Consider the following 22189-nt stretch of genomic DNA (forward strand, 5'->3'; position numbering starts at 1 on the left):
TGGAGAGCTCTCGGGCAATGGAGGACGCCGTAGGCAGGATTGGGGTAGCGCAGTGAGAGCCCGTTTGGCTGGCCTTGGGGCAATCTTGGCGTCCCCGCCGTCTTGGATTGGTTCGGCAATACCCATAAATGCCGCAACCGGGGGAGATGGCCCTGTTGCCCGCCATCTTTCCATGACGGCGCAAAAGACCTATCGCTTCGGGGAAAAAGGGGGGCACTTGCCCTCGTTTGGTGTGAAGAAGAAAGGTCGTGGTGGCAGGGGGGGGAAGAATGGGGGGCGGCCAAGCCTGGGCTTCTCAAAACAATATTCAGTTTCACGTCGGGAATTGAATGCGGTGTGGATCTCGGAAAAAGACAAGTTGGGAGATAATGAAAGCCACATGAGTGTTGAGCAATATTTTACAATGTTAATGGGGCAATTGGCCCACGGTGTGTCTTATGCCCCACCAAGGAGGTCAAGAATGTCTGGTGAGAACACCCCACCAAAGGCATGGGTCAAGATACCTAGCGTAGATAAAGTGAGCTGTGTTTTCAGTTGCTTGCGAGCGAGTGTTTCGGACCATCCCCGAATTGGCACGATTGGTGGAGTATGGAAAGACGAATAATTAATGTTCGCCCTTGAAAGGAGGTATGGAAAGGCAAAGGCGGACGTCACATCATTGGGGGTGGGGAAGATTGGCCGGGCAGGGATCGGAAACCGAGTCGATGTCAGGTGTCGGCCCCACAAATCGGACCAAGGAAAACAAGAAAAGGAGAAGATGGAAATGAAGAAGGTTTTCGTGTTCCTCAGCATAATCTGTCTGGTATTTGCCTTTACCAGCACCTCTGCTTTTGCAGGCAAGCCCGTCGACAACGACGGCGACGGCTACAAGTCCAACGTCGACTGCAACGACAACGACCCCGCCATCAACCCCGGCGCAGCCGAAATCTGCACCGACGGCATCGATAACAACTGCGACGGATTCACCGACGGGGCCGACCCGACCTGCGGCGGCGGCCCTGTCGACGCCGACGGCGACGGCTACGACGACACTGTCGACTGCGACGACAGCGACCCCGCCGTGAATCCCGGTGCAACCGAGATCTGCAACGGCATCGATGACAACTGCGACAGCGTGGTGGACGAAGGCTGCGGTGGCGGCGGCACCCATGACGGCATCACCGGGACCTTCGACACCCCGGCCCAGGTGACCGCCAAGTGTCTCGAGTGTCACTCCCTGGAAGGCTCCCACATCGCCAACGCTCTGCACGGCCTGAAGCCGATCGCGACCCCGGACGTCGTTAACAACCTGGACGACAGCAACAAGTACCGTGAAATCAACACCTTCTGCAGCTATCCTGGTCCGGAACAGGCGGGAGCCGCCTGCATGGGCTGCCACCCGACCCTCGGCAAGTACGAGAACCTCGGCGCCGCGGACATCGACTGTCTGCGCTGCCACAACGACCAGTACAAGCGCAAGTTCACCGCGGAAGACGATCCGGCCAATTTCTACAACGTGGTCGACTGGCAGGGGACCCCGAAGACCTACATTCCCTCCAAGAAGGACGCCCAGGGCAACTTCATGGTCGAGTTCAACTGGGGCGCCATGCCCGGCCTGACCGCGACCGACCTGATCGCCGGCGTGCATCGCCCGACCACCTCGACCTGCCTCTCCTGCCACGCGAAAGCTGGCGGCGGCGACTGGACCAAGCGTGGTGATATCGGTCTGAACACCGCGACCGCGACGGCGGCCGAAGACGTCCACCTCGCCTCGGCGGCAAGCGGCGGCGCGGGGCTCTCCTGCTCCGACTGCCACGTCTCCTCCAATCACAAGATCCCCGGCCGCGGCATCGACCTGCGCCCGACGGAACAAGGTGTCGCCGTCAAGGCCTGCGTCGAGTGCCATACCGGCTTTGAAACCGGCAACGGTCACGCCGCCGCCGGCGCCAACCGCAGCGAAGGCGACCGCCACGTCTACCGCGTTGCCTGCCAGTCCTGCCACATCGCCGAGTTCGCCAAGGGCGGCGCCACCGAAATGCACCGCGACTGGACCAGCCCGCACTGGAACCAGGCCCTGTGCAACGGCCAGGGCGCCTGGGCCGGCCACGAGGTCAAGGAAGCCAACGTGGCTCCCGATCACGTCTTCTTCAACGGCACCTCTTACATCGCCAACCTCGGCGAAACCGTTGACCAGGTCGACCCGGCCAGCGGCTACCTCACCGTGGCGGACGCCAACGGCGACCTGAACGACGGCATGCTGGTGCCGATCAAGCGTCATCAGTCGAACATGGCCGTGATGGACAACACCGGCGAGCTGGTCCCCTACGACATCGTCTGGCAGTTCATGACCGGCAAGAATGACGAAGCGGCCGAGCGCGGCAAAGCCAACGCCGGCCTGAACGGCACCCACAGCTGGCAGTGGGTGGAAGCCGAGATGGCGATCAACCACGGTGTCGCCCCGGCCACCGACGTAGCTGACTGCTCCGCATGTCACGGCAGCGGTTCTATTGACCTGGGTTCCACCTCCAAGCTGGACGCCATGGGCTATGCTCTCAAGGACACCAAGGCTCTGATCTGCTCGCAGTGCCACGCCGAGAAGAAGCTCCCGAGAACCTGGGACCGGATGCACAACCACATCAACAAGACCGCCGGCGGCTCCGCCGGGATCGACTGCCTGTTCTGCCACGACTTCACGCGTCCCGAGCGTGGGCTGACCACTCCGTGCGACCCTGAAGCCTCCAACTACGTGGATACCAATCCTTACCCGCATCAGTGCAACTAGAGATGCACAGCTAAGGAAGGGAACACTTCCTTCCTGATACAAAAAAGCCTGGGGGAGAGTTCCCCCAGGCTTTTTTTCGTTGTGCGCCAGGAATGGCGCGTGGCGCGCAAGCGCCAGCTGGTTGGACGTAATGGGAACAAGGTAGGCTGAAGCACAAAAAGTGAGACGCGCTGCATCTCCCCACAGAGTCAGCGCGTCTCAGGTCTTGAACGAAAAGGAGAGGTAGCTTTTTACTACCGTTCGTTCAAGGAAAGTATACTTCCCTGGCGGGCCTCAGTCAAGCAATTCTTTACCAAAAGGCTTAACTTAAGCCCGGGGCAGGGGGGCATTAAGTTGACTGGTGTTTCCTGGAGGTCGTGAAGGGTTTCCGCACCAGTGGGGGCACAGGTACAAGGACTCCAGATTTTTGCCGAATGAAGAAGAAAAAAATCCTATTAATGCCCTGGAGAATTGCTGGCGGGGTATCGGGGAAATGTTTGGCACGGCTCGTTTCGGTGGTAGATGACCACTTAGGGGAAGAAAAAAGCCCCTGATTGAGTCTCTGGCCCGAGGAACGGTTTTAAGGGTTTCCCGGCGATGGCCTTGACAGGGGGTAATACGCGGCTAGAATTAGAACCGTTTCGATTGCTTATTTATAGGGAGGACAAGAATTCATGGTACAGGAAAGAACCGACGTGATTACCTTCAAAGGCAACCCCATGACCCTGCTCGGCCCCGACGTCGCGGTCGGTTCCCCGGCTCCCGATTTTCGGGTCGTGGACAACGCACTGCAGCCCGTGACCCTGACCGACTCGACGGGGAAGGTGCGGATCATCACCGTCGTCCCCTCCCTCGACACCCCGGTGTGCGACACCATGACCCGCAGGTTCAACGAGGACGCGGCCAAGCTGCCCGAAGACGTGGTCGTCTACACCGTCAGCCTCGACCTGCCCTTCGCCCAGAAGCGCTGGTGCGGAAACGCCGGCATCGAAAAGGTCGTGACCCTCTCCGACTACCAGGACCGCTCCTTCGGGCTGAACTGGGGGATGCTCATCAAGGAGCTGAAGCTCCTGGCGCGCGCCGTCTTCGTCGTCGACCGCTCCGGCAAGGTCGCCTACCGGGATGTCGTGTCCGAGGTCACGGCCGAGCCTGACTACAATGCTGCCCTGGAGGCGGCCCGCAAGCTTCTCTGAAATGTTCTCCCATCCTGGAAACAGAAAGGCCCCGGTCGTTTGACCGGGGCCTTCGCTTTTCTGGTGCCAGTGAAGCTCTTTGCGGCTGAGGTGATTCAGGCCACGGATCAGGAGTGCCGACGATTACTCAAAACCGGGCCCACAGAGAGAGATACCCCTGGTCCTCTCCCCCCTCGTCATGACCCCGGGCGAGAACCAGGCGCAGGGTGATCGGTAACACGTACCCCAAATCCAGATCGAGCCTGGCCTCCATCCCGGAGGAGGTGCGGATGTCCTCGCTGCGGAGCCCGCCGCTGTCGAAGGCGTTCGCTCCCTCGGCGAAGACCGCCCCGTGAATGCGGCGGAAGAAGAAGGGGCCGTTGCCGGGGCCGCGCTCCAGGTTGACGACCGGAAAGCGGTACTCGAGGCTGGCGAGGACCGCCCGCTGGCCGCGGAACTCGTTGATCCCGTAGCCGCGCAGGGGAAGGGACTCGCCGTCGAGCCCCTGGAGGATGTCTCCGGGCGGATCTCCTCCGACCCGGAAGGCCCGCTGGTCGAGGGTCTCGCCGTCGGCCAGCCCCCCGAAGAGGCGCCCGGCCAGGACGTGGTGGCGCCACCAGGGCATGTCGAGGAATTCGCGCCAGTCGAGGGTGTACTTGGTGAGCCGGAAGTCGCTGCCCAGCCCGGGGCTGTTGTGCTGCACCGCCAATGACACCCTGCGGCCGTCCTCGGCGCTGATCGAACGGGGCGGGCGGACGGTGTTGTCGAAGAGGTAGCTGAGTCGCACCCCGGAGAGCTGGCCCTTGTCGGGCCGGGGCGCTCCCGGCGGCGGTGCGGTCAGGCCGTGAAACTCCTCGAAGCGGTATCCCGGGATCAGGTAGTGGCGGGACCAGGTCCCGGGGAAGGGGATCCGGATGTCGAGCCCCGCGCTCTGGCGCCGCTCCCAGAAGTCGAGTTCCGGGCCGCCGGGAGTGCCGAAGGCGTAGTCGGCCAGGGCCTCGGCACGGTCCGAGGCGAAGAACTGCAGGGTCGGGTAGAGGCCGTCGTAGGCGTAGAGAAGGCTGTAGGAGGTTCGCCCGCTGTCGGGGCCGTAGAGGAGGGTGGCCGCCCAGCTGTGGCGCTCCAGGGCGTCCAGACCCGAGGTTATGGCGCCGTACTGGGTCCCTTCCTCGTCGACGCCGAACCAGGGGAACCAGTAGCGCGGCAGCAGGGAGGGGAAGGGGGAATAGGGGCGCTCGGGCATTTCCGTCTGGAGAGCATTTTCGGCGGTCCGATTGGCGGCGGGGGGGGCGGGGGCCGGGTTGCCCTCGGGAGGCTCGACCGTCGTCCAATTCGCCTCGTCGAGGGGGAGGGAGGCCAGGTCGAATCCGCCGCCGCCGTAGCTGGCGAGGACCAGGGTGGCGCCGTCCGGGGAGGCCGCCGGAGAGAAGGCGCCGCCGAGCAGGTTGGTGACCCGGAAGAGGGTTTTCTCCTCCGGTCGCCAGGCGTAGATATTGAAGATGCCGCTGCGGTCGGAAGTGAAGAAGACGGTCCTGCCGTCGGGGGCCCAGGCCGGGCCGGCGGCGATGGCGCCGCCGGGCAGCTGATGCAGAAGGCGGCCCTTGCCGTCGAGGACCTGGATAGCGAAGCGCCCGGCCCGGTCCTTGGTCCCCACGGTGATCCGCGACCCGTCCGGCGACCAGCGGGGGCCGGCGTAGTCGAAGGGGGAGTCTGTACCGGTCAGGTGGCGGATGCCCTCTCCGCCGGGGCCGGCGACGGCCAGGCGGGTGCGTCCCCCGGAACCGGTGACGAAGAGGAGGCTGTCGGTGGCTTTCGATACGTCGGGCGACTGGGCCCTCGCTCCCCGGGTCAGGCGGGTCTCCCGCTTCCGGTCGAGGTCGTAGCGGAACAGGTCGTAGAACAGGTTGTCGCTCCCGTCCCGCTCAAGCTTGGCGTAGACCAGGGCCCGGCCGTCGGCGCTCCAGGAGAGACCGGCCCCGGCGGGGACGGCGAGGCGGCGGACCAGGCGCTCTTTGCCGGTGCCGTCGGAGCGCATCAGCCAGAGCGCCGCCGAGTTGTCGGCCGTGGCCGAAGACCAGGCCAGGGTGTCGCCGGCCGGTGAGAAGACCGGGGAGGCATTTCGGTACCCCTCCCGCGTCAGGGGAGCGAGGGGAGTCAGACCTTCGGCCTCCAGGTCCCGGCGCCGCTCCCCGTAGTGCTCGGCGAGGGAGCTCTGCCACCGGCGCCACTCTTCCTTGTAGGTCGAGCCGAATGCCCGGCGCGCCGAGGAATCGACCATGAAGGGCAGGGGGCGGCCGGCGTAGATGTTATTGACCTTTTTCGCCAGGCCGGGGCCGTGAGCGGCTTCGAGGTATTCGAAGAATTTCGCGCCGAAGAGGTATGGGGCCTGCCCCGCCGGCCAGCCGTCCGGAACCGTCGCGGCCTGGGCGATGCTCGGGAAACGGCCCTCGAGGATCGCCATGCGCAGCACCATGTCGGTGAAAGAGGCCCGGCCCCGGCCGCCTTCCGTGGCCGCCGTCTCCTGGTAGGTGCCGAGACCCTCGATCACCCAGTTGGGCTGGTAGGCGTTGGGAAAGTAGAGGCGGCCGAAAATCTTCCGCAGCACCTTTGGGAGGCGGCGCACCGTGTCGAGGTGCAGGATGTGGGTATATTCGTGGGTGATGACGATGCGCAGCCAGTCTTCCCGGTCGGTCAGGGAATAGGGCTCGTCGAGGGGGGGGGCCAGGTAGATGATCATCCGGTTGACCGGAAAGGGGGTGGCCATTCCGTTGCTGGCGTCGGAGACGTCGGCGAAGACCAGGTGGGTTTTGGCCGCAGGCTCCCAGCCGAGTTCGCCGATGAGGCGCTCGTGGACCTCTTCGGCAATTGCCGCTCCGCGCTGTGCGACCTCTCGCGCCTCGGGATGGAAGTGGACAAGGAAATGGCCGGTCTCCCGGGTGCGCCAATCGAGACCCGGGTCGAGCCGGGCGAAGGCGGCGGGAGGGGGCAGCATCAGGGCGGCCAGGGCGATCAGGGCGAGGCAGAGGAAGGGCTTATTCACGGGTCCTCCTGGAATGGAAGAGGAAAATGCATTGCAGGGTGGAATGTTCGTTAGTGTGCGTCAATTCGCTGTTCGGAGGCAACCGTTTTTCAACGCTCCGGCCTGCGAGGGATGGACTTTCGTTGACTTTCCGGGGTATTCTAGGACCTTAATCTGTCCTGCGGAAGGATGATCGGGCCATGAACGTTGAACAGATGAAGGACGTGCTTCGCGAAATACTGGTCAAGACCGACCTGACTCCCTGCGTTGTCGGGCACCGGGGAGTGGGCAAGACCGCCGGCATCATCCAGGCCTGCAGGGAACTGGGGCGCAGGCACGTTTCTCTGCGTCTCGGGCAGATGGAGGTCGGCGACCTGGTGGGAATCCCCTACCGGGATGGGGAGACCATGCTCTGGTCCCGCCCCTCCTGGTGGCCCGGCGAGGACGACCCGGAGACGGTCGTCCACTGCGACGAACTCAACCGCGCCCAGCAGGAGGACACCCTGCAGGCCATTTTCCAGTTCGTGGAGCCGCCGGCCGACGGGATGCGCCGCGCCCTTCACACCCACACCCTGCACCCCCGGCACAAGGTGGTCGTCTCCATCAACCCGCCCGATGGAACCTACCAGGTGGCGACCCTCGACCGGGCGCTCCTCGATCGGATGGTGATGCTCTACGTGGAGACCGACTACCGGTGCTGGGCCCGCTACGCACGCAGTCACGACTTCGATCCCGAGGTTCAGCGCTTTCTCGCCGGCAACCAGGGGCTGCTGGCCCGCCAGGGGAGCGCCCTCGACATGCAGGTGGAACCGACAGAGCGGGCCTGGGAGATGATCAGCACCCTGCGCCGCTCCTGCCGCCTTCCCAAGGACCTGGAGATGGAGGTCTACGCCGGGATCGTCGGCCAGGAAGCCGCGGTGGCCTTCCTGCGCTGGTGCAGCGAGCAGAGAGAGCGGCCGGTGACCGCCCTGGAGGTTCTCGACCGCTGGGACGAGGTGGCGCCGCGCGTCAAGGAGCAGCGCCACGACCTGCAGGCGACGACCATGAGCGAACTCGTCACGGTCCTGGAGGTCGAATCGGCCCTTGACGAGGCCCGGGAGGCGGGGCTGATCGGCTACATCGGGGCGCTGCCCCGGGACATGCGCTTCGGTCTCGTCAAGGCGCTGGTCAAGATCCCGCAGGTCGCCGAGGTGCTGGTTCAGGACAAGTACGACGCTGTCGTCTTCGAGGCCATTTCCGAAATCAGCCGAGAGGCCTCCTGAAGCCTGGTCGATGAGAAACCTCCAGAACGCCATCGTGCGCCTGCTCAAGGCCCGCCCCTTCTACGGGCATTTTCTCCTCGGCTTCCGGCGGCTCGAGCGGAGCGGTCCGGCACCTCTCGGCGTGACCCTGCAGGGCGGCACCCCGACCCTGCGGGTCTGTCCCGAACGGTTCGCCGCACACTCCGGCATCGAGCAGTCGGCCCTCCTTGAACACATCATCAAGCATATTCTCCATCTCCATCCGGTCCGGCGCGAGGGGCGTCACCCCCTCGTCTGGGACCTGGCCTGCGACCTGGCCGTCAATCCCTCCATCGAGGGCCTGCCCGCGGCCGCAGCGCTCCCTGAACCGCTGGCTCTGGAGGCCGGACTGGCCGCCGAGGATTACTACGGACAGCTCTGCCGGAGCTTCGACATCGGCAACCTGGACGGCCCCGGGATCGGCGACGCCGGGCAGGATGACGGCCGGCAGGCGGGTCGGGGGCGGGAGGAGTCCGAGGCGGCGCTGAAGAAGGAGGCCCGGCACCGGGAGCGTTTCGACGACCACCGGGAGTGGGAACAGGCCGACAGCACCCCGGTGCGCCTGGCCGAGGAAGTCGTGCGGCAGATGGTCCGCGAGGCTTGGCAGCGAAGCGACGGCGAGGTGCCTGGCGATGTGCGGCCCCTGGTGGAGGGACTGCTGGCCCCGTCCCCGGTCCCCTGGATGCAGGTGCTGCGCCAGTTCGTCGCCACCGCTGGCCGGGTCGGGCGGCAGGGCACATGGATGCGGCAGCACCGCCGCTTCGCCCATGACACTCCGGGTATCCGCAAGCGCCGCCGGCTGAACCTGCTGGTCGGGATCGACGTCAGTGACTCCACCGACGTGCGCGAGCTGCGCGAGGCCTTTGCCCGCGACCTCCTCCGCATCGCCCGCGGGCGGGACAGCCAGATCACGGTCCTCTACGCCGGCAGCCGGATCCAGCGGGTGGAAAGCTTCAAGGGCCGTTCGGCCGTGTCCGAAGTCTACGAGGGTGGCGGTTTTACAGACCTGCGCCCTGTCTTCGATCATGCCAGGGGAATGAATCCCCCGCCGGCCGCCGTCATCTATCTTACCGACGGCTACGGCGAGGCGCCGGAGAGGATGGAGTTCCCCACCCTCTGGGTTCTGACCGGGGACGGCCGCATGCCTGCCGACTGGGGGGTGGAACTGCGGCTCGATGTTTAGTCTTTTTTTGGTATGCACTTCGTTCAACTCGAATGCGGATTGGCTTCAGAACCTTGCCGTCTGGCAACGCAACAAGGGCGATTGAAATCAAAACCGGCCTCTCGCCCGTTCACTGTCGCTATCTCAAGCCGCAAAGCAATAGCCAAAAGATCGTTTTTCTCGTCACGCGTTACGCGTCACTCGTCACGAGGTGAAATTATGGACCAAACCAAGCCGATGACCGAGGAGTCGGTCAAAGAGATTCTGGAAAACGCCGGCGCCCGGGTCATGTCCCGGGGCGGTCGCACCGAGAGCTACGGCTCCCCTCGGGAGTTCTCCTTCGAGGTCAAGGGGGCTTTCGCCAACGGTCTTACCCTGCACGTGCTCGCCCGCCAGTACACCTACCGCGACCCCTGGGAGGCCGAGGGGCGGGTCAACGACGTGGTCGATGTCGCCCTGCTGCGGGAGGGAAGCTACGCCGTCCTGCCCAAGGGGAACCCCTGGTTCCAGGGGGTGGACGAGGAGACCGGGGTGGACGAGGAGGGGCTGAGGGAGATCGTCGCCATCGTGCGGGAGATCAACCCGAAGATCTTCGAACTTCAGAAGCTGACCGGCGATCTGTAGCCGAGACTGGTTCCCTGGCAAAGGTGCCTGTCCCGATTCCCTCCTTCGCACGTCGGTTCCCTCTGTTCTGTCGCGGCGTTGGCCCGGAGTCGGATCAACCTGATCGCTTCCGAGAATTTCAAGCTCATCCCCTTTTTTCCCGTCGTCATTACGCCTGCCCCGTCCCCTTCCGGTGCGCCGCCTCGTCGGGCAGGCCCTGGCTCGGCGCGACCCTTCTCCGGCATGCCGTGACCCTTTGCCGCAGGCTATTCGGCGACCGAGAGAAGCCGGGCGACCTTGACAGGAATGAAGAGAGTGATTATTTTCCTGCTGGCTTTAATTTCGGTCATAGTCGCGCAAGACCTTTCCCTGAATCCATAGCGCAAAGGGTCATTTTTCATGTCGAATCAGGAAGCTCTTCTTCAGCTCAGGAGTTATATCAACCGTCTCATCATCGGCCAGGAGAAGCTGGTCGAGCGTCTGCTCATCGCACTGCTCGCCGACGGCCACCTGCTTGTCGAGGGGGCGCCAGGGCTGGCCAAGACGAGGGCCATCCGGGTGCTGGGCGAGGGGGTCGAGGCTGATTTCCACCGTGTCCAGTTCACTCCCGACCTGCTCCCCGCCGATCTCACAGGCACCGAGATCTTTCGCCAGCAGACCGGCGAGTTCGAGTTCCGCCAGGGGCCGCTGTTTCACAATCTGGTCCTCGCCGACGAGATCAACCGTGCGCCGGCCAAGGTGCAGTCGGCTCTGCTCGAGGCGATGGCCGAGCGGCAGATCACCATCGGTCGGGTGACCTATCCCCTGCCGCCGCTCTTCCTGGTCATGGCGACCCAGAATCCCATCGAGCAGGACGGCACCTATCCCCTGCCGGAAGCCCAGCTCGACCGCTTCCTGCTCCACCTGCGCATCGATTACCCCGGCGCCGGGGACGAGCGGAACATCCTGCGCCTGGCCCGGAGCGAGGCCTTCGGCCAGGCAGAGGGCACGGTCCCTGCGCCGCCGAAAATAAGCCAGTCGACACTCTTCGCCGCGCGGGAAGAGGTCCTCTCCCTATATATGGCCGAGAACCTCGAAGAGTACCTGGTGCAGTTGATCCTGGCGACCCGCAACCCCGGCGCCTACGGCGAGGATCTCGCCCATTGCGTCCGTTACGGCGCCAGTCCCAGGGCGACCATCGCCCTGGACCGCTGCGCCCGCGCCCACGCCTGGCTCGCCGGCCGCGATTACGTCGCCCCCGAGGACATCCAGGCGATGGCCCCGGACGTGCTGCGCCACCGCGTGCTGCTGAGCTACGAGGCGGAGGTGGAGGGGATGACGGTCGATCGCTTCACCTCGGAACTGATGGCGCGGGTGGCGGTTCCATGAACCTTTTCGGATCCAAGCCCGACCGACAGGGCGAGGGGGTGCGCGTCAGCGCCGGTGAACTCGTGGAGCTTCGCCGGGCGGCCCGCGGCCTGCCGCTGCGTTCGGCCCAGGTGCGCGCCCAGCAAGGGGGAACCTACCTCTCGGCCTTCAAGGGGCGGGGCATGGAGTTCGAAGAAGTTCGCTCCTACCAGCCGGGGGACGACATCCGCAACCTCGACTGGCGGGTCACCGCCCGGACCTGCAAGCCGCACACCAAGCTTTTCCGCGAGGAGAGGGAGCGGCCGGTGCTGCTGTGGGTCGACGTCCGTGCACCGATGTTTTTCGGCACCCGGGGGGTCTTCAAGGCGGTACAGGCTTCCCGCGCCGCCGCTCTGCTGGCCTGGAGCGCCGTCGGCCAGGGCGACCGCCTGGGCGGGCTGGTCTTCTCCGAAACGCAGCACCGGGAAATGCGCCCGCGCCAGGGGCGGGACGCCGCCCTGCAGTTCATCCGCCTGATCAGCGGCCACCCGGCCTGGGACAAGGGCGAGCGCCAGGCCTCCGACGCCCCATGGACTCTGCGCCGCCTGCGGAGGGTGGCCCGTCCCGGGAGCCTGGTCTTCCTCTTCAGCGATTTCCGCCACCTCGGTCCCGAAGCCGAGGCCAATCTGCGCAGCCTCTCCCGCCACTGCGACCTGGTGCTGGTCTTCGTCCACGACCCCCTGGAGCGGGAACTCCCTCCGTCCGGGCGCTACCGGGTCAGCGACGGCGCCGGCGAGGCCCTTTTCGACAGCGGCGACGATCGCGTCCGTCATAGCCATCGGAATCGCTTCGAGGCCCACATGGAGCGACTGCGGACCCTCTGCAGCCGCCACGGCATGTTCCTGCTCCCCCTGGCCACCGACGACGACCCGGCCGGCCGCCTGCGTCAGGGACTGATGCTGAGGTCGCCATGAACCCCGGCCAGCTTCCCCTGCGCGATATTCATCTGCCCGAACCGATCTCCTGGTGGCCGCCGGCTCCAGGCTGGTGGCTTCTTGCGGGTCTTTTCGCACTGGCCGCCCTGGCCCTCCGGATGTGGCTGGTTCGCCGCAGGCAACTGGCCTGGCGACGCACCGCCCTGGCCGAACTGGAGCGCCTGGGCCGGGCTTACGCCGAGCACGGCGACGGCCGGCGCCTGGCGACCGAGGTTTCGGTGCTGCTGCGTCGCGCCTGCCTCTGCCGTGCGCCGCGGGCGGAGGCGGCGGCCCTGACCGGGGTCGCCTGGCTCGACTACCTCGATGCCGCCCTCGGCGACGGACGGTTCCGCCAGGGGCCCGGGGCGGCCCTGGCCAGCGCCCCTTACCGGCCGATCGCGAAGATCGATGCCGAGGGCCTGTTGCAGCTGTGCCGCGACTGGCTGCGGTCCCGACCTTCCCGCCGGGGGAGGAGGGCATGATCCACGTCGCCTGGCCCTGGGTCTTTCTGGCCCTGCCCCTTCCCTGGTTGTTGCGGCTGCTGCTGCCTGCGGCCGAGGCGAATCGGGGAGCGGCCCTGCGGGTGCCGCAGGCGGGAGACTTCGCCTATGGGGCGGCCTCCCCGGGGAAAATCCGACGCCGGTGGTCCCTCCTGCTGGCGGCTCTGGCCTGGCTTTGCCTGGTGGGCGCCGCGGCCCGGCCCCAGTGGCTCGGCGACCCGGTGGAACTGCCCGTCAGCGGTCGCGACCTGATGCTGGCCGTCGATCTTTCCGGCAGCATGGAGGCGGAGGATTTCAGCCTGGGCGGGCGCACCGTCGACCGCCTGACCGCCACCAAGGCCGTTGCGGGAGAATTTATCGAGCGGCGGGTCGGCGACCGCTTCGGCCTCGTTCTCTTCGGCCGCAACGCCTACCTGCAGACCCCCCTGACCTTCGACCGCCAGACGGTGCACCGCCTCCTGTTGGAGTCGGCCATCGGCCTGGCCGGCAAGGAGACGGCCATCGGCAACGCCATCGGCCTGGCGGTAAAGCGCCTGCGCGGCCAGGAATCTACCGACCGGGTCCTGATCCTGCTCACCGACGGCGCCAACACCGCCGGGGAGGTCGAACCGCTCAAGGCGGCTGAACTGGCCGCCGCCGAGGGGCTGAAGATCTACGCCATCGGCATCGGCGCCGACGAGATGGTGCTGGCCTCCTTCTTCGGAACCCGTAGCATCAATCCCTCGGCCGACCTCGATGAAGAGACCCTGAAAGGGATCGCCGAGACGACGGGCGGGCGCTACTTCCGCGCCCGGGATACCGCCGAGTTGGAGCAGATATATTCGGAAATCGACCGACTGGAGCCGGCCGAGCGGGAGAAGGAAACCTTCCGCCCGATGAGCGCCCTCTACCCCTGGCCCCTGGGCGCGTCCTTGACGCTGGCGGCCCTGGTGCTGATCCAGCGGCTGCGCAGGGGAGTTTTACCATGGATTACCTGACCCCATTCGCCCAATTCCACTTCCTGCGCCCGGCCTGGCTCCTGGCCCTGCTCCCCCTGGGGCTGCTGCTGTGGTGGGGCTGGCGCCGGCGCTCCGGCGGAGGGAACTGGGAGGCGGTCTGCGAGGCGCACCTGCTGCCGCACCTGCTGATCGGCGGGCCCGGCGGCGGTCGTCGGAAAAGCCTGGCGGCGCTGGCCGCCGGCGGGCTGCTGGCCATCGTCGCCCTGGCCGGACCGGCCTGGGAAAAACTGCCTCGCCCGGTGCTGCGCGACCAGTCGGCCCTGGTCATCGCCCTCGACCTCTCGCGCTCCATGGACGCCGCCGACCTCAAGCCGAGCCGCCTCGAGCGCGCCCGCTACAAGGTGGCCGACATCCTGCGCCAGCGCCGGGAGGGGCAGACCGGTCTCGTCGTCTACGCCGGCGAGGCTTTCGTCCTCTCCCCCCTGACCCCCGACACCGAAACAATCGCCGCCCACCTGTCGAGCCTGGAGACGGCCCTGATGCCGGCCCAGGGCAGCCGCGCCGATCTGGCCCTGGAGCGGGCCGGGGAACTGCTGCGGCAGGCCGGGGTGGCGCGCGGCGGGGTGCTGCTGGTCACCGACGGCATCCGGGGCGACCGGGTTTTCGACGCGGCCGCCGACTTTGCCGCCGAGGGCCACCGGCTGGCGGTCCTCGGCGTCGGAACCCCGGAAGGGGCGCCGATCCCCGCGCAGGGGGGCTTTCTCAAGGATGCCGCCGGCTCCATCGTCCTGCCCCGCCTCGAGGCCGACACCCTTCGAAAGCTGACCGTCGCGGGGGGCGGGGTTTACCGAACCATCACCCCCGACGACGGGGACCTGGAGGCTCTTCTTCCCCTTTTCGCCCCCGGTCGCCTGGGAGGAAATGTAGAAGAGACGGTCCTCAAGGCCGACGCCTGGCGCGAGGCAGGCCCCTGGCTGCTCCTGCCCCTGCTGCCCCTGGCCGCGCTAGCCTTCCGGCGCGGAGTCCTGACCATCCTCCCCTTGGCCCTGATGCCCCTGACCCTGCTGCCCCTTCCGGCGCAGGCCATTGATCTGTCCGGCCTCTGGCTGCGCCAGGATCAGCAGGCGGCCCGCGCCCTGGAGAAGGGCGAGGCGAGCGCGGCGGCGGAAGGGTTCACCGACCCCGCATGGAAGGGGGCCGCCCACTACCGGGCCGGGGAGTACCAGGAGGCCGAGCAGGCCCTCCAGGGGCTCGCCGCCGCCGATGCCCTCTACAACCGTGGCAACGCCCTGGCCCGCCTCGGGCGTTACCCCCAGGCCCTGGAAGCCTACGAAAAGGCCCTGGAGAAGGATCCCGACCACGCAGACGCCGCCCACAACCGCGACCTGGTGCGCAAGGAGCTGGAAAACCAGCAGCAACCGTCTTCTTCCGACGAGCAGGGGGAGGGTTAACAGAGCGAAGGACAGGGGAACAAAGAAGAGCGGGATTCACCCCGGTCTCCCGGAGAACAGTCCCAGAACGGGGACGGGTCCGAAGGGAAAGAGGGACCGCAGGCCGAGGAGGATTCCGCCGGAGATCGCGCCCAGGACTCTGCCTCCAGCACCCAGAACTCCGAAGAATCCGCCGATGCGCAGCCGCTCAAGCCGGACGGGGAGGGACGAGGTGAGCAAGAGCAACAACCTTCGCCTTCCAGCGAAGAAGTGAAGGAAGATCCCACTCAGAACTCTGAGTTGAACTCCCAATCCGCCGAGCAGTGGCTGCGCCGCATTCCCGACGACCCGGGCGGACTCTGGCGGCGCAAGTTTCAATATCAGTACCGGCGCCGGGAACCGTCCGCCGAGGAGCAGCCATGGTAACGTTGCGCAGAACTTCCCTGATCCTTTTTGCCTTGCTGGTGACCCTTCTGTCTTCCGCAGGGATCTCCTGGGCCGGCCATGTTCGGGCCTGGGTCGACCGCAACCCGGTGGGGCTCGACGAGTCCTTTCGCCTGATTCTCGAGGCCGACGGGTCGATGGACGCTGCCCCCGACTTCGCCCCCCTGGAGAGGGACTTCGAAATCCTCGGCCAGAACCAGAGCAGCAGCTTTTCCTTTGTCAACGGCAGCGCCAGCAGCAAGAAGACCTGGACCCTGACCCTCATGGCCAAGGCCGCCGGCGATTTCCGGATACCCTCCATTCCTTTCGGCAGCGACCCCTCGCCCGCCTTGTCCCTTTCCGTCAATGCGACGCCAAGGAGCGCACAGGCCCAGAGACAGGCCGACCTGTTCCTCGAGGTGGAGGCGGAGCCGAAGACAGCCCGCGTTCAGCAGCAGATCCTCTACGTCGTGCGCCTGCTGCGGGCCGTCGATCTCGGCGAGGCCACTCTGAGCGAGCCAGCGGTGGGGGGGATGGAGGCGGTGGTCGAAAAGCTGGGAGAGGACCGCAGTTACGAGACGATGCGGGACGGTCGGAGATTCCTGGTCATCGAGCGGCGCTACGCCCTCTTTCCGCAACAGAGCGGTACGCTGAGCGTGGAGCCGATCCTGTTCGAGGGGCGAATCGCTTCCCGGCGCCGTTCTATGCTCGACCCCTTCGCGGCGGGAGGCCCGGTGCGGCGCCTGCGCTCTGAGGGGGTAAGCGTCGAGGTCCAGCCGGTTCCGGCCGGGGCTCCGGGCGGGCTCTGGCTGCCGGCGAAAAAAATCACCTTGGCGGAGGAGTGGCCCCAGGACCCGCCCGCCTTCAAGGCCGGGGAGCCGGTCACCCGAACCCTGACCCTGGTCGCCGAGGGGCTCACGGCCGCCCAGGTTCCGGATCTCGCTATGACGGAGGTTGCGGGAATCAAGCAATACCCCGACCGGCCGACCCTGGAGAACAGGGAGGGCGTCTCCGGCATTGTCGGGGTGCGCCAGGAAAAGATCGCCCTGGTGCCGACGGGCCCGGGGCGATTCGTCCTGCCGGCGGTGGAGGTCCCCTGGTGGAACGTCGACTCCGACCGCCTGGAGACGGCCCGTCTGCCCGAGCGGGCCATCGAGGTGGCGGCGGCCTCCGCCGTTGCGAAACCTCCGGCCATCACTCCCGAAACGCCGACGGCGGCAGCGACCCAGGCGAGCGAGCCCCCTTCGACCCAGGTCTCTGTCCCTTCGGCGGACCCCTTCTGGAAGATCCTCTGTCTGATCCTCGGTTTCGGCTGGGCGGGGACGGCGCTGGCCTGGATCCTCTTCCGACGGCGGGGACGCAAGCCTGCGGTGGAGCGAGAAAGTCCTGTTCCGAGAGCCGGAAGACACAGGGGGCGCCTCAAGGAGGCCTGTCGCCGCGCCGACCCGGCCATGGCCAAGGAGACCCTGCTGGCATGGGGCCTCGCCCGTTTTCCGGGGGCGCCGCCCACCAGCCTCGGGCAGCTCTCCGGCCTTTGCCCCTCGCCCCTCAAGGAGGAGATCGAGAGCCTGAACGCCGCCCTTTACGGTCGCGGCGGGGAGCGGTGGGAGGGGCAGGGCCTCTGGGAGGCCTTCAGCAAGGACAAGACGGAGAAGGGGAAGGCCAGGAGGGGCCGGGGAAGCGCCCTGGAACCGCTCTACCGGGATTGAGCCGCCCGCTGTTCGATCGCATCGAGGGAAGGAAGGGCAGTTGCCCCGGGTTGCGGCGGGAGCCGGTCTTCAGGACCCGGTTGTTGTGAAGGTCAAAAAGTAAAAAGGCGATCCGGTCGGATCGCCTTTTTTTGTCGCTGTCGGGGCCGCTTAAACGATCTTCAGCTTGCCGGCCGGCCCTTCCTCGACCTGTCCGACGATCCAGCAGGGAACATTCTCGCCCTGCAGTCGGGTCATCAGGGCTTCGGTCTTGGCTTCGGCCACGGCCATGAGCAGGCCCCCGGAGGTCTGGGGGTCGGCGAGGATGTCGAGCCGCTCGGGAGCCAGTTTCTCCCCGTCGACCACCTTGGGGAGGTAGTGCTCGCGGTTGTTGTAGCTGCCGGCGGGAATCAGGGCCATGGTGAGCATCTCCTCGACTCGCGGGTAGAGGGGCAGCGCCGCGAAGTCGATCGCCAGGCAGACGTCGCTCGCCTCGGCCATCTCCTGGGCGTGGCCGAGCAGGCCGAAGCCGGTGATGTCGGTGCAACAGGAGACGCCGACCTCCATCATGATCTCGGCGGCCGCCTTGTTGAGGGTCGCCATCCCGGCGATGGCCTCCTGCAGGTCGCTTTCCTCGATGACCCCGCCTTTGAAGGCGGTGGCCAGGATGCCGGTGCCAAGGGGCTTGGTCAGCACCAGGCGGTCGCCCGGCCGGGCGCCGACGGTGGTGACCATTTGGGCCGGATCGACCAGGCCGGTCACGGCCAGGCCGAACTTCGGCTCCTCGTCGTCGACGGTGTGCCCCCCGACGACCACGGCCCCGGCCTCGAGCACCTTTTCCGCGCCGCCGATCAGGATTCCGGTCAGCACCTCCCGGTCGAGGCAGGGCGGAAAGCCGACCAGGTTGAGGGCGGTGACCGGCCTGGCGCCGACGGCGTAGATGTCCGAAAGGGAGTTGGCTGCCGCGATGCGTCCGTAGGCGATCGGGTCGTCGACGATCGGGGTGAAGAAATCGACCGACTGCACCATGGCCAGGTCGTCACTGATCCGGTAGATGCCCGAATCGGCGAAGGGGATGTCGGCCGAGAGGAGGTTCGGATCGTCGTATTTGGGTAGCCGGCACAGCACCTGTGCCAATGGCCCGGGGGCCATTTTGGCTGCTCACCCCGAAGATCGGGACAGGCTGGTCAGGCGGATTCGCTCTTCGGCCACGGGGATCTCCTTCAAGTTGTTGGGTCGGCGGGCGCGTTACTTCCCGGGATCCTCTTTGGGCAGTTTCCAGGCGACCCGCTCGTCGCCGCGGCGCATGGTGTACTTGAGACCGTCGAAGTGCTCGAGGATCCCCTGGGTCTGCTTGCGGGCGCTGCCGATCATGTCCCGGTAGTCGGGCAGGATAAGGGTGTCGTGCTTTGCGAAATGGTCGATGAGGACCTGCAGGGCCCGGTCGTAGGTCTCCTTGTGGAAAAAACTTTCGTCGTTGAGCTTGACCAGTCTTCCCATGCCGAAGAGGTAGGCGAAGTAGGGGTCGGCCTTGGAGGACGGCATGCCGAGTTGGGCGAGGGTCTCGTTCTTGTTCTTGGCCATCGCCCCGGCCTTGCGGTAGGCTCCCTCGAGGCGTTCCAGGTCGAGGGTCTGCTCTTCGGTCGGCTCCGGCGTGAAGCCGGGAATGCAAAGCCCTTCGCCCCGCTGCTGGAGGAATCCCTCGGCGACCACCTGGCCGAGGAGCTTTTCGTAGGCCTTCGGCGAGACCTTGCGGGGCAGCGCTCCCTTGAGGGTGGCGTGGGGGATGCCGGGGATCAGGGGATTCTCGGCGTGGAAGCGCTCCGTCTCTTCGAGGAGGCGGTGGCGCCAGGCGACGAGGGCCTGGCCGACGACCCACTGATCGACCATCTGGACGATCTTCTTTTCCCCCTCCAGCTCCTTGAGGTTGGCGGTGATTTTCTCCTTGCCCATCCCGGAGACCGTTTCGAGTTCCTTGGCGGTGATGCACTGCTTGTCGAGGATCTTCTGCAGCAAAAAGGCCTTCTCCCCCGACTCCATCTCGATCAGCGACTCCATGATCTCCTTGCGGAAGCGGCGGTGCTTTTCCGGGCGGGGGTCGAGGACCCTGCCGCCGCCGATGGTGATCATCGGCGAGTAGGAGCGGATGATATAGCGGTCTTCGCGGTGGGCGACGATGGGACGGTCGAGGTGGAACTGAACGATGGCGCTTTCGCCGGGCTGCATCTCGTCCCGGTCGAGAAGGGCCACCTCGGCCACCACCCGGCCGGTGCCGAGGTAGAAGTGGACGGGGTCGCGGAACTTGACGGGGCGCGGGGCCTCGGGGAGAAGGGTCAGGCGGCCGTCGAGGCGGGTCGTCTGGTCGAAGATCGCCGGTGTGCCCACGACCGAGCCACGCTCAAGGACGGCCCGCTCCAGGCCGGCCAGGTTGAGGGCGCAGCGCTGGCCGGCGTAGGCCTCCTCGACCTTGTTGCCGTGGACCTGGACCTCCCGGACCCGGGTCTTCTCCTCGGCGGGGAGGACCTCCAGGGTCTCTCCGACCCGCACCGTCCCGGAAAGGATCGTCCCGGTCACCACCGTGCCGAAGCCGCTCATGGTGAAGTGCCGGTCGACGGGGAGGCGCAGGGGGCCGTCGGCGTCCTTGCTGGGGAGCAGGGCGACGTTCTCGGCGATGAGCCGGCGCAGTTCGTCCATCCCCTCCCCCGTCACCGATGAAACCCGGCAGAAGGGGGCGTTCTTGAGAAAGGTGTGGGAAACCTCCTCGCGGACCTCCTCCTCCACCAGGTCGATCCACTCCTCCTCGGAGAGGTCGCACTTGGTCAGCACCACGATTCCCCGGGGGATCTGCAGCAGGTCCATGATCTGCATGTGCTCGTGGGTCTGGGGCATGACCCCCTCGGTGACGTCCACGACGAGCAGGACCAGGTCGATGCCGCCGATGCCGGCGAGCATGTTGCTGATGAAACGCTCGTGGCCGGGGACGTCGACCACTCCGGCGATCTCACCGCCGGGCAGGCGGAAGGAGGCGAAGCCCAGGTCGATGGTGATGCCGCGGGCCTTCTCCTCTTTGAGACGGTCCGTGTCGGTGCCGGTGAGGGTCTTGATCAACTCGGTCTTGCCGTGGTCGACGTGACCGGCGGTGCCGATGATGACGTAGCGGTCTTGCGCTGAACTCATTATCGATCGTCCCGGGGGTTGAGGGCGTGTTCGAGGACCCGCACCAGGGCCTGGTTTTCATCCGGAGGGATGGTGCGCGGGTTGATCAGCAGCCGGTCCTCCTGGATGCGTCCCACCAGGGGCGGGTCGGTGTGGCGCAGGCGGGTGGCCAGTTCGTCCGCGGAGACGTTCTTCGGGGCCAGGGCCAGGGCGTGGCCCGGCAGTTCGGTGGTGGGCAGGGCCCCGCCGCCGACCTGGGAGGTCTCGGGGACGATTTCGGTGTCGAGGCGGTCGCTCAGGGCGTTCCGGATCAGCTCCTCGAGTGCGTGGCAGCGGTCGAGAATCTCCGCCTGGCCCAGACCGAGCATCTGCAGGACCGGAATCTCCTTCATCGCCTTTTCCCGGTCAAGGTAGCTGCGCAGGGTCGCCTCCAGGGCGGCGAGGGTCATCTTATCGATGCGCAGGGCCCGGGCCAGGGGATGGCTGCGGATCTTGGCGAGGGGCTCCTTCTTGCCGACGATGAGACCGGCCTGGGGCCCGCCGAGCAGCTTGTCGCCGCTGAAGGTCACCACGTCGATGCCCGAGGCCACCGCTTCGGCCACGGTCGGCTCCTGGGGCAGCCCGAATGGGGAGAGGTCGAAGAGCATGCCGCTGCCCAGGTCCTCCATGACCGGAATTCCGTGCTTCCGGCCGAGGGGGACCAGTTCGGCCGCCGGAACCGATGCGGTGAAGCCGACGATGCGGAAGTTGCTGGTGTGGATTTTCAGCAGCATACCGGTGTTTTCCGTGATCGCTTCTTCGTAGTCCCGCATGTGGGTCTTGTTGGTGGTGCCCACCTCCACCAGGGTCATGCCGCTGGCCGCCATGACGTCGGGGACCCGGAAAGCGCCACCGATTTCAACCAGTTCGCCCCGGGAGACGATGCCTTCGGTGCCCTTGCCCAGGGCCGAAAGGGCCAGCAGAACCGCGGCGGCGTTGTTGTTGACAACGGCGGCGGCCTCGGCGCCTGTCAGGCGGCAGAGAATCTCCTCCACGTGGGAATAACGGTGGCCCCGCTGACCTGTCTCCAGGTCGAATTCCAGGTTGGAGTAGCTCTGGGAGACGGCGCTGACAGCGCTCAGGGCCGTGTCGCTCAAGGGGGCCCTGCCGAAGTTGGTGTGCAGCAGGGTTCCTGTGGCGTTGATGACCGGGCGCAGCGACGGGGTCTCCTTGGCCTGGGCCAGACGGGCGGCGATTTTCGCCGCGGCGGCCGGCGACAGGTCCATCTGGAGGCCGTCGGGCGGAGAGGTCAAAATCTGCTGGCGCAGTTGGGCCACCGCCTGCTGGGCCGCCTCCAGGATGAGGGTTCGCGGGCAGTCCTCGGCAAGTTCCAGAAGAAGGGGCTCGTTGAGGATTCGTTCCACCGCCGGCAACTGGCGTAAAAGCTGGTTTTTTTCGGTCATGGCAACGGATTCACTTGGTGGGTTGGCGGGGAATTCGTCCTGCGGGCAGGTTCCCAACGAAGCTTGCCCGGATCGGGGACTTTTATTTAGAACATTTCCAGGCCGCGGCCGGGAAAATGCCTAATGTCTGTAGACACATAAGCGGCTCGAATAGTAGCACGGTCCTGAAAAAATCACAACCGGCAAGGAGCCGTTTCCAGGCGCGTCCGGCGGTCCGTTTTGCACAGGGAAAGGAGGGGGCTTTCCGGGGACCAGGGGGGCTCAACGACGGGTGAAAAAAACGGCTCTACCTAAAGACTTGCTGTAGACAAAAAGAAAAATAGTGCTAAAAGTTTA

Annotated in this window: 17 protein-coding genes; 12 read left to right on the forward strand and 5 right to left on the reverse strand. The window is 66.2% G+C overall.

Features of this window, described 5'->3' with window-relative positions; translation table 11 throughout:
- The first annotated feature begins 763 nt into the window (after window positions 1-763).
- Window positions 764-2761, forward strand: coding sequence for a MopE-related protein (locus C0617_RS16725; protein WP_291318177.1), 1998 nt, complete (start codon window positions 764-766; stop codon window positions 2759-2761).
- 653 nt (window positions 2762-3414) lie between these two features.
- Window positions 3415-3933, forward strand: coding sequence for a thiol peroxidase (gene tpx, locus C0617_RS16730; RefSeq protein WP_291318178.1), 519 nt, complete (start codon window positions 3415-3417; stop codon window positions 3931-3933).
- A 127-nt stretch (window positions 3934-4060) separates the two neighbouring features.
- On the opposite strand, the gene C0617_RS16735 is transcribed toward tpx, so the two are convergent.
- Entirely contained in the window at window positions 4061-6952 is a 2892-nt protein-coding gene (locus C0617_RS16735) for a hypothetical protein (RefSeq protein ID WP_291318179.1), read from the reverse strand.
- 179 nt (window positions 6953-7131) lie between these two features.
- Here C0617_RS16735 and C0617_RS16740 point away from each other — a divergent pair, with 179 nt between their 5' ends.
- The 8 genes from C0617_RS16740 to C0617_RS16775 all read left to right on the forward strand — a co-directional run bounded on the left by C0617_RS16740 (window position 7132) and on the right by C0617_RS16775 (window position 15165).
- On the forward strand, window positions 7132-8193 hold the full coding sequence (locus C0617_RS16740; RefSeq protein WP_291318180.1) for a hypothetical protein: 1062 nt from the start codon (window positions 7132-7134) through the stop codon (window positions 8191-8193).
- Between the two features lie 10 nt (window positions 8194-8203).
- On the forward strand, window positions 8204-9394 hold the full coding sequence (locus tag C0617_RS16745; RefSeq protein ID WP_291318181.1) for a VWA-like domain-containing protein: 1191 nt from the start codon (window positions 8204-8206) through the stop codon (window positions 9392-9394).
- Between the two features lie 198 nt (window positions 9395-9592).
- Window positions 9593-9997, forward strand: coding sequence for a hypothetical protein (locus tag C0617_RS16750; protein ID WP_291318182.1), 405 nt, complete (start codon window positions 9593-9595; stop codon window positions 9995-9997).
- Window positions 9998-10375: 378 nt separating this feature from the next.
- Window positions 10376-11344 (forward strand): MoxR family ATPase, encoded by a 969-nt coding sequence (locus C0617_RS16755; RefSeq protein ID WP_291318183.1) that lies wholly within the window; start codon window positions 10376-10378, stop codon window positions 11342-11344.
- A complete protein-coding gene (locus tag C0617_RS16760) occupies window positions 11341-12276 on the forward strand; it encodes a DUF58 domain-containing protein (protein WP_291318184.1) in 936 nt (311 codons plus the stop codon). Before C0617_RS16755 ends, C0617_RS16760 begins: the two co-directional genes overlap by 4 nt.
- Window positions 12273-12758: a DUF4381 domain-containing protein gene (locus C0617_RS16765; protein WP_291318185.1), complete on the forward strand. Its 486-nt coding sequence runs from the start codon at window positions 12273-12275 to the stop codon at window positions 12756-12758. The genes C0617_RS16760 and C0617_RS16765 overlap by 4 nt, the downstream gene beginning before the upstream one ends.
- Window positions 12755-13753, forward strand: a complete 999-nt coding sequence (locus tag C0617_RS16770; protein ID WP_291318186.1) for a VWA domain-containing protein — start codon at window positions 12755-12757, stop codon at window positions 13751-13753. The genes C0617_RS16765 and C0617_RS16770 overlap by 4 nt, the downstream gene beginning before the upstream one ends.
- Window positions 13741-15165: a VWA domain-containing protein gene (locus C0617_RS16775; RefSeq protein WP_291318187.1), complete on the forward strand. Its 1425-nt coding sequence runs from the start codon at window positions 13741-13743 to the stop codon at window positions 15163-15165. The genes C0617_RS16770 and C0617_RS16775 overlap by 13 nt, the downstream gene beginning before the upstream one ends.
- Before the next feature lie 36 nt (window positions 15166-15201).
- On the opposite strand, the gene C0617_RS16780 is transcribed toward C0617_RS16775, so the two are convergent.
- A complete protein-coding gene (locus tag C0617_RS16780) occupies window positions 15202-15393 on the reverse strand; it encodes a hypothetical protein (RefSeq protein WP_291318188.1) in 192 nt (63 codons plus the stop codon).
- A 51-nt stretch (window positions 15394-15444) separates the two neighbouring features.
- Here C0617_RS16780 and C0617_RS16785 point away from each other — a divergent pair, with 51 nt between their 5' ends.
- Window positions 15445-15570: a hypothetical protein gene (locus C0617_RS16785; RefSeq protein WP_291318189.1), complete on the forward strand. Its 126-nt coding sequence runs from the start codon at window positions 15445-15447 to the stop codon at window positions 15568-15570.
- Complete coding sequence (locus C0617_RS16790; RefSeq protein ID WP_291318190.1) at window positions 15564-17276, forward strand: BatD family protein; 1713 nt, start codon at window positions 15564-15566, stop codon at window positions 17274-17276. Before C0617_RS16785 ends, C0617_RS16790 begins: the two co-directional genes overlap by 7 nt.
- Window positions 17277-17426: 150 nt before the next feature.
- On the opposite strand, the gene selD is transcribed toward C0617_RS16790, so the two are convergent.
- The 3 genes from selD to selA are packed head-to-tail and all read right to left on the reverse strand — an operon-like array spanning window position 17427 to window position 21853.
- Window positions 17427-18467 carry a selenide, water dikinase SelD gene (gene selD / locus C0617_RS16795; protein ID WP_291318191.1) on the reverse strand — a complete coding sequence of 347 codons (1041 nt, stop codon included), beginning with the start codon at window positions 18465-18467 and terminating at the stop codon, window positions 17427-17429.
- Window positions 18468-18503: 36 nt separating this feature from the next.
- The gene (selB, locus tag C0617_RS16800; protein WP_291318192.1) at window positions 18504-20432 is read right to left on the reverse strand and encodes a selenocysteine-specific translation elongation factor; all 1929 of its coding nucleotides are present in this window, start codon (window positions 20430-20432) and stop codon (window positions 18504-18506) included.
- Window positions 20432-21853, reverse strand: coding sequence for an L-seryl-tRNA(Sec) selenium transferase (selA, locus tag C0617_RS16805; protein ID WP_291318193.1), 1422 nt, complete (start codon window positions 21851-21853; stop codon window positions 20432-20434). Before selA ends, selB begins: the two co-directional genes overlap by 1 nt.
- Between the last annotated feature and the right edge of the window lie 336 nt (window positions 21854-22189).

The sequence above is a fragment of the Desulfuromonas sp. genome (assembly GCF_002868845.1).
Taxonomy (GTDB): Bacteria; Desulfobacterota; Desulfuromonadia; order Desulfuromonadales; family BM501; genus BM501.

Bases quoted from the DNA above. Each gene is read 5' to 3' on its own strand.
- C0617_RS16725 (WP_291318177.1), top strand. From the start codon at position 764: ATGAAGAAGGTTTTCGTGTTCCTCAGCATAATCTGTCTGGTATTTGCC.
- tpx (WP_291318178.1), top strand. From the start codon at position 3,415: ATGGTACAGGAAAGAACCGACGTGATTACCTTCAAAGGCAACCCCATG.
- C0617_RS16740 (WP_291318180.1), top strand. From the start codon at position 7,132: ATGAACGTTGAACAGATGAAGGACGTGCTTCGCGAAATACTGGTCAAG.
- C0617_RS16745 (WP_291318181.1), top strand. From the start codon at position 8,204: ATGAGAAACCTCCAGAACGCCATCGTGCGCCTGCTCAAGGCCCGCCCC.
- C0617_RS16750 (WP_291318182.1), top strand. From the start codon at position 9,593: ATGGACCAAACCAAGCCGATGACCGAGGAGTCGGTCAAAGAGATTCTG.
- C0617_RS16755 (WP_291318183.1), top strand. From the start codon at position 10,376: ATGTCGAATCAGGAAGCTCTTCTTCAGCTCAGGAGTTATATCAACCGT.
- C0617_RS16760 (WP_291318184.1), top strand. From the start codon at position 11,341: ATGAACCTTTTCGGATCCAAGCCCGACCGACAGGGCGAGGGGGTGCGC.
- C0617_RS16765 (WP_291318185.1), top strand. From the start codon at position 12,273: ATGAACCCCGGCCAGCTTCCCCTGCGCGATATTCATCTGCCCGAACCG.
- C0617_RS16770 (WP_291318186.1), top strand. From the start codon at position 12,755: ATGATCCACGTCGCCTGGCCCTGGGTCTTTCTGGCCCTGCCCCTTCCC.
- C0617_RS16775 (WP_291318187.1), top strand. From the start codon at position 13,741: ATGGATTACCTGACCCCATTCGCCCAATTCCACTTCCTGCGCCCGGCC.
- C0617_RS16790 (WP_291318190.1), top strand. From the start codon at position 15,564: ATGGTAACGTTGCGCAGAACTTCCCTGATCCTTTTTGCCTTGCTGGTG.
- selB (WP_291318192.1), bottom strand. From the start codon at position 20,432: ATGAGTTCAGCGCAAGACCGCTACGTCATCATCGGCACCGCCGGTCAC.
- selA (WP_291318193.1), bottom strand. From the start codon at position 21,853: ATGACCGAAAAAAACCAGCTTTTACGCCAGTTGCCGGCGGTGGAACGA.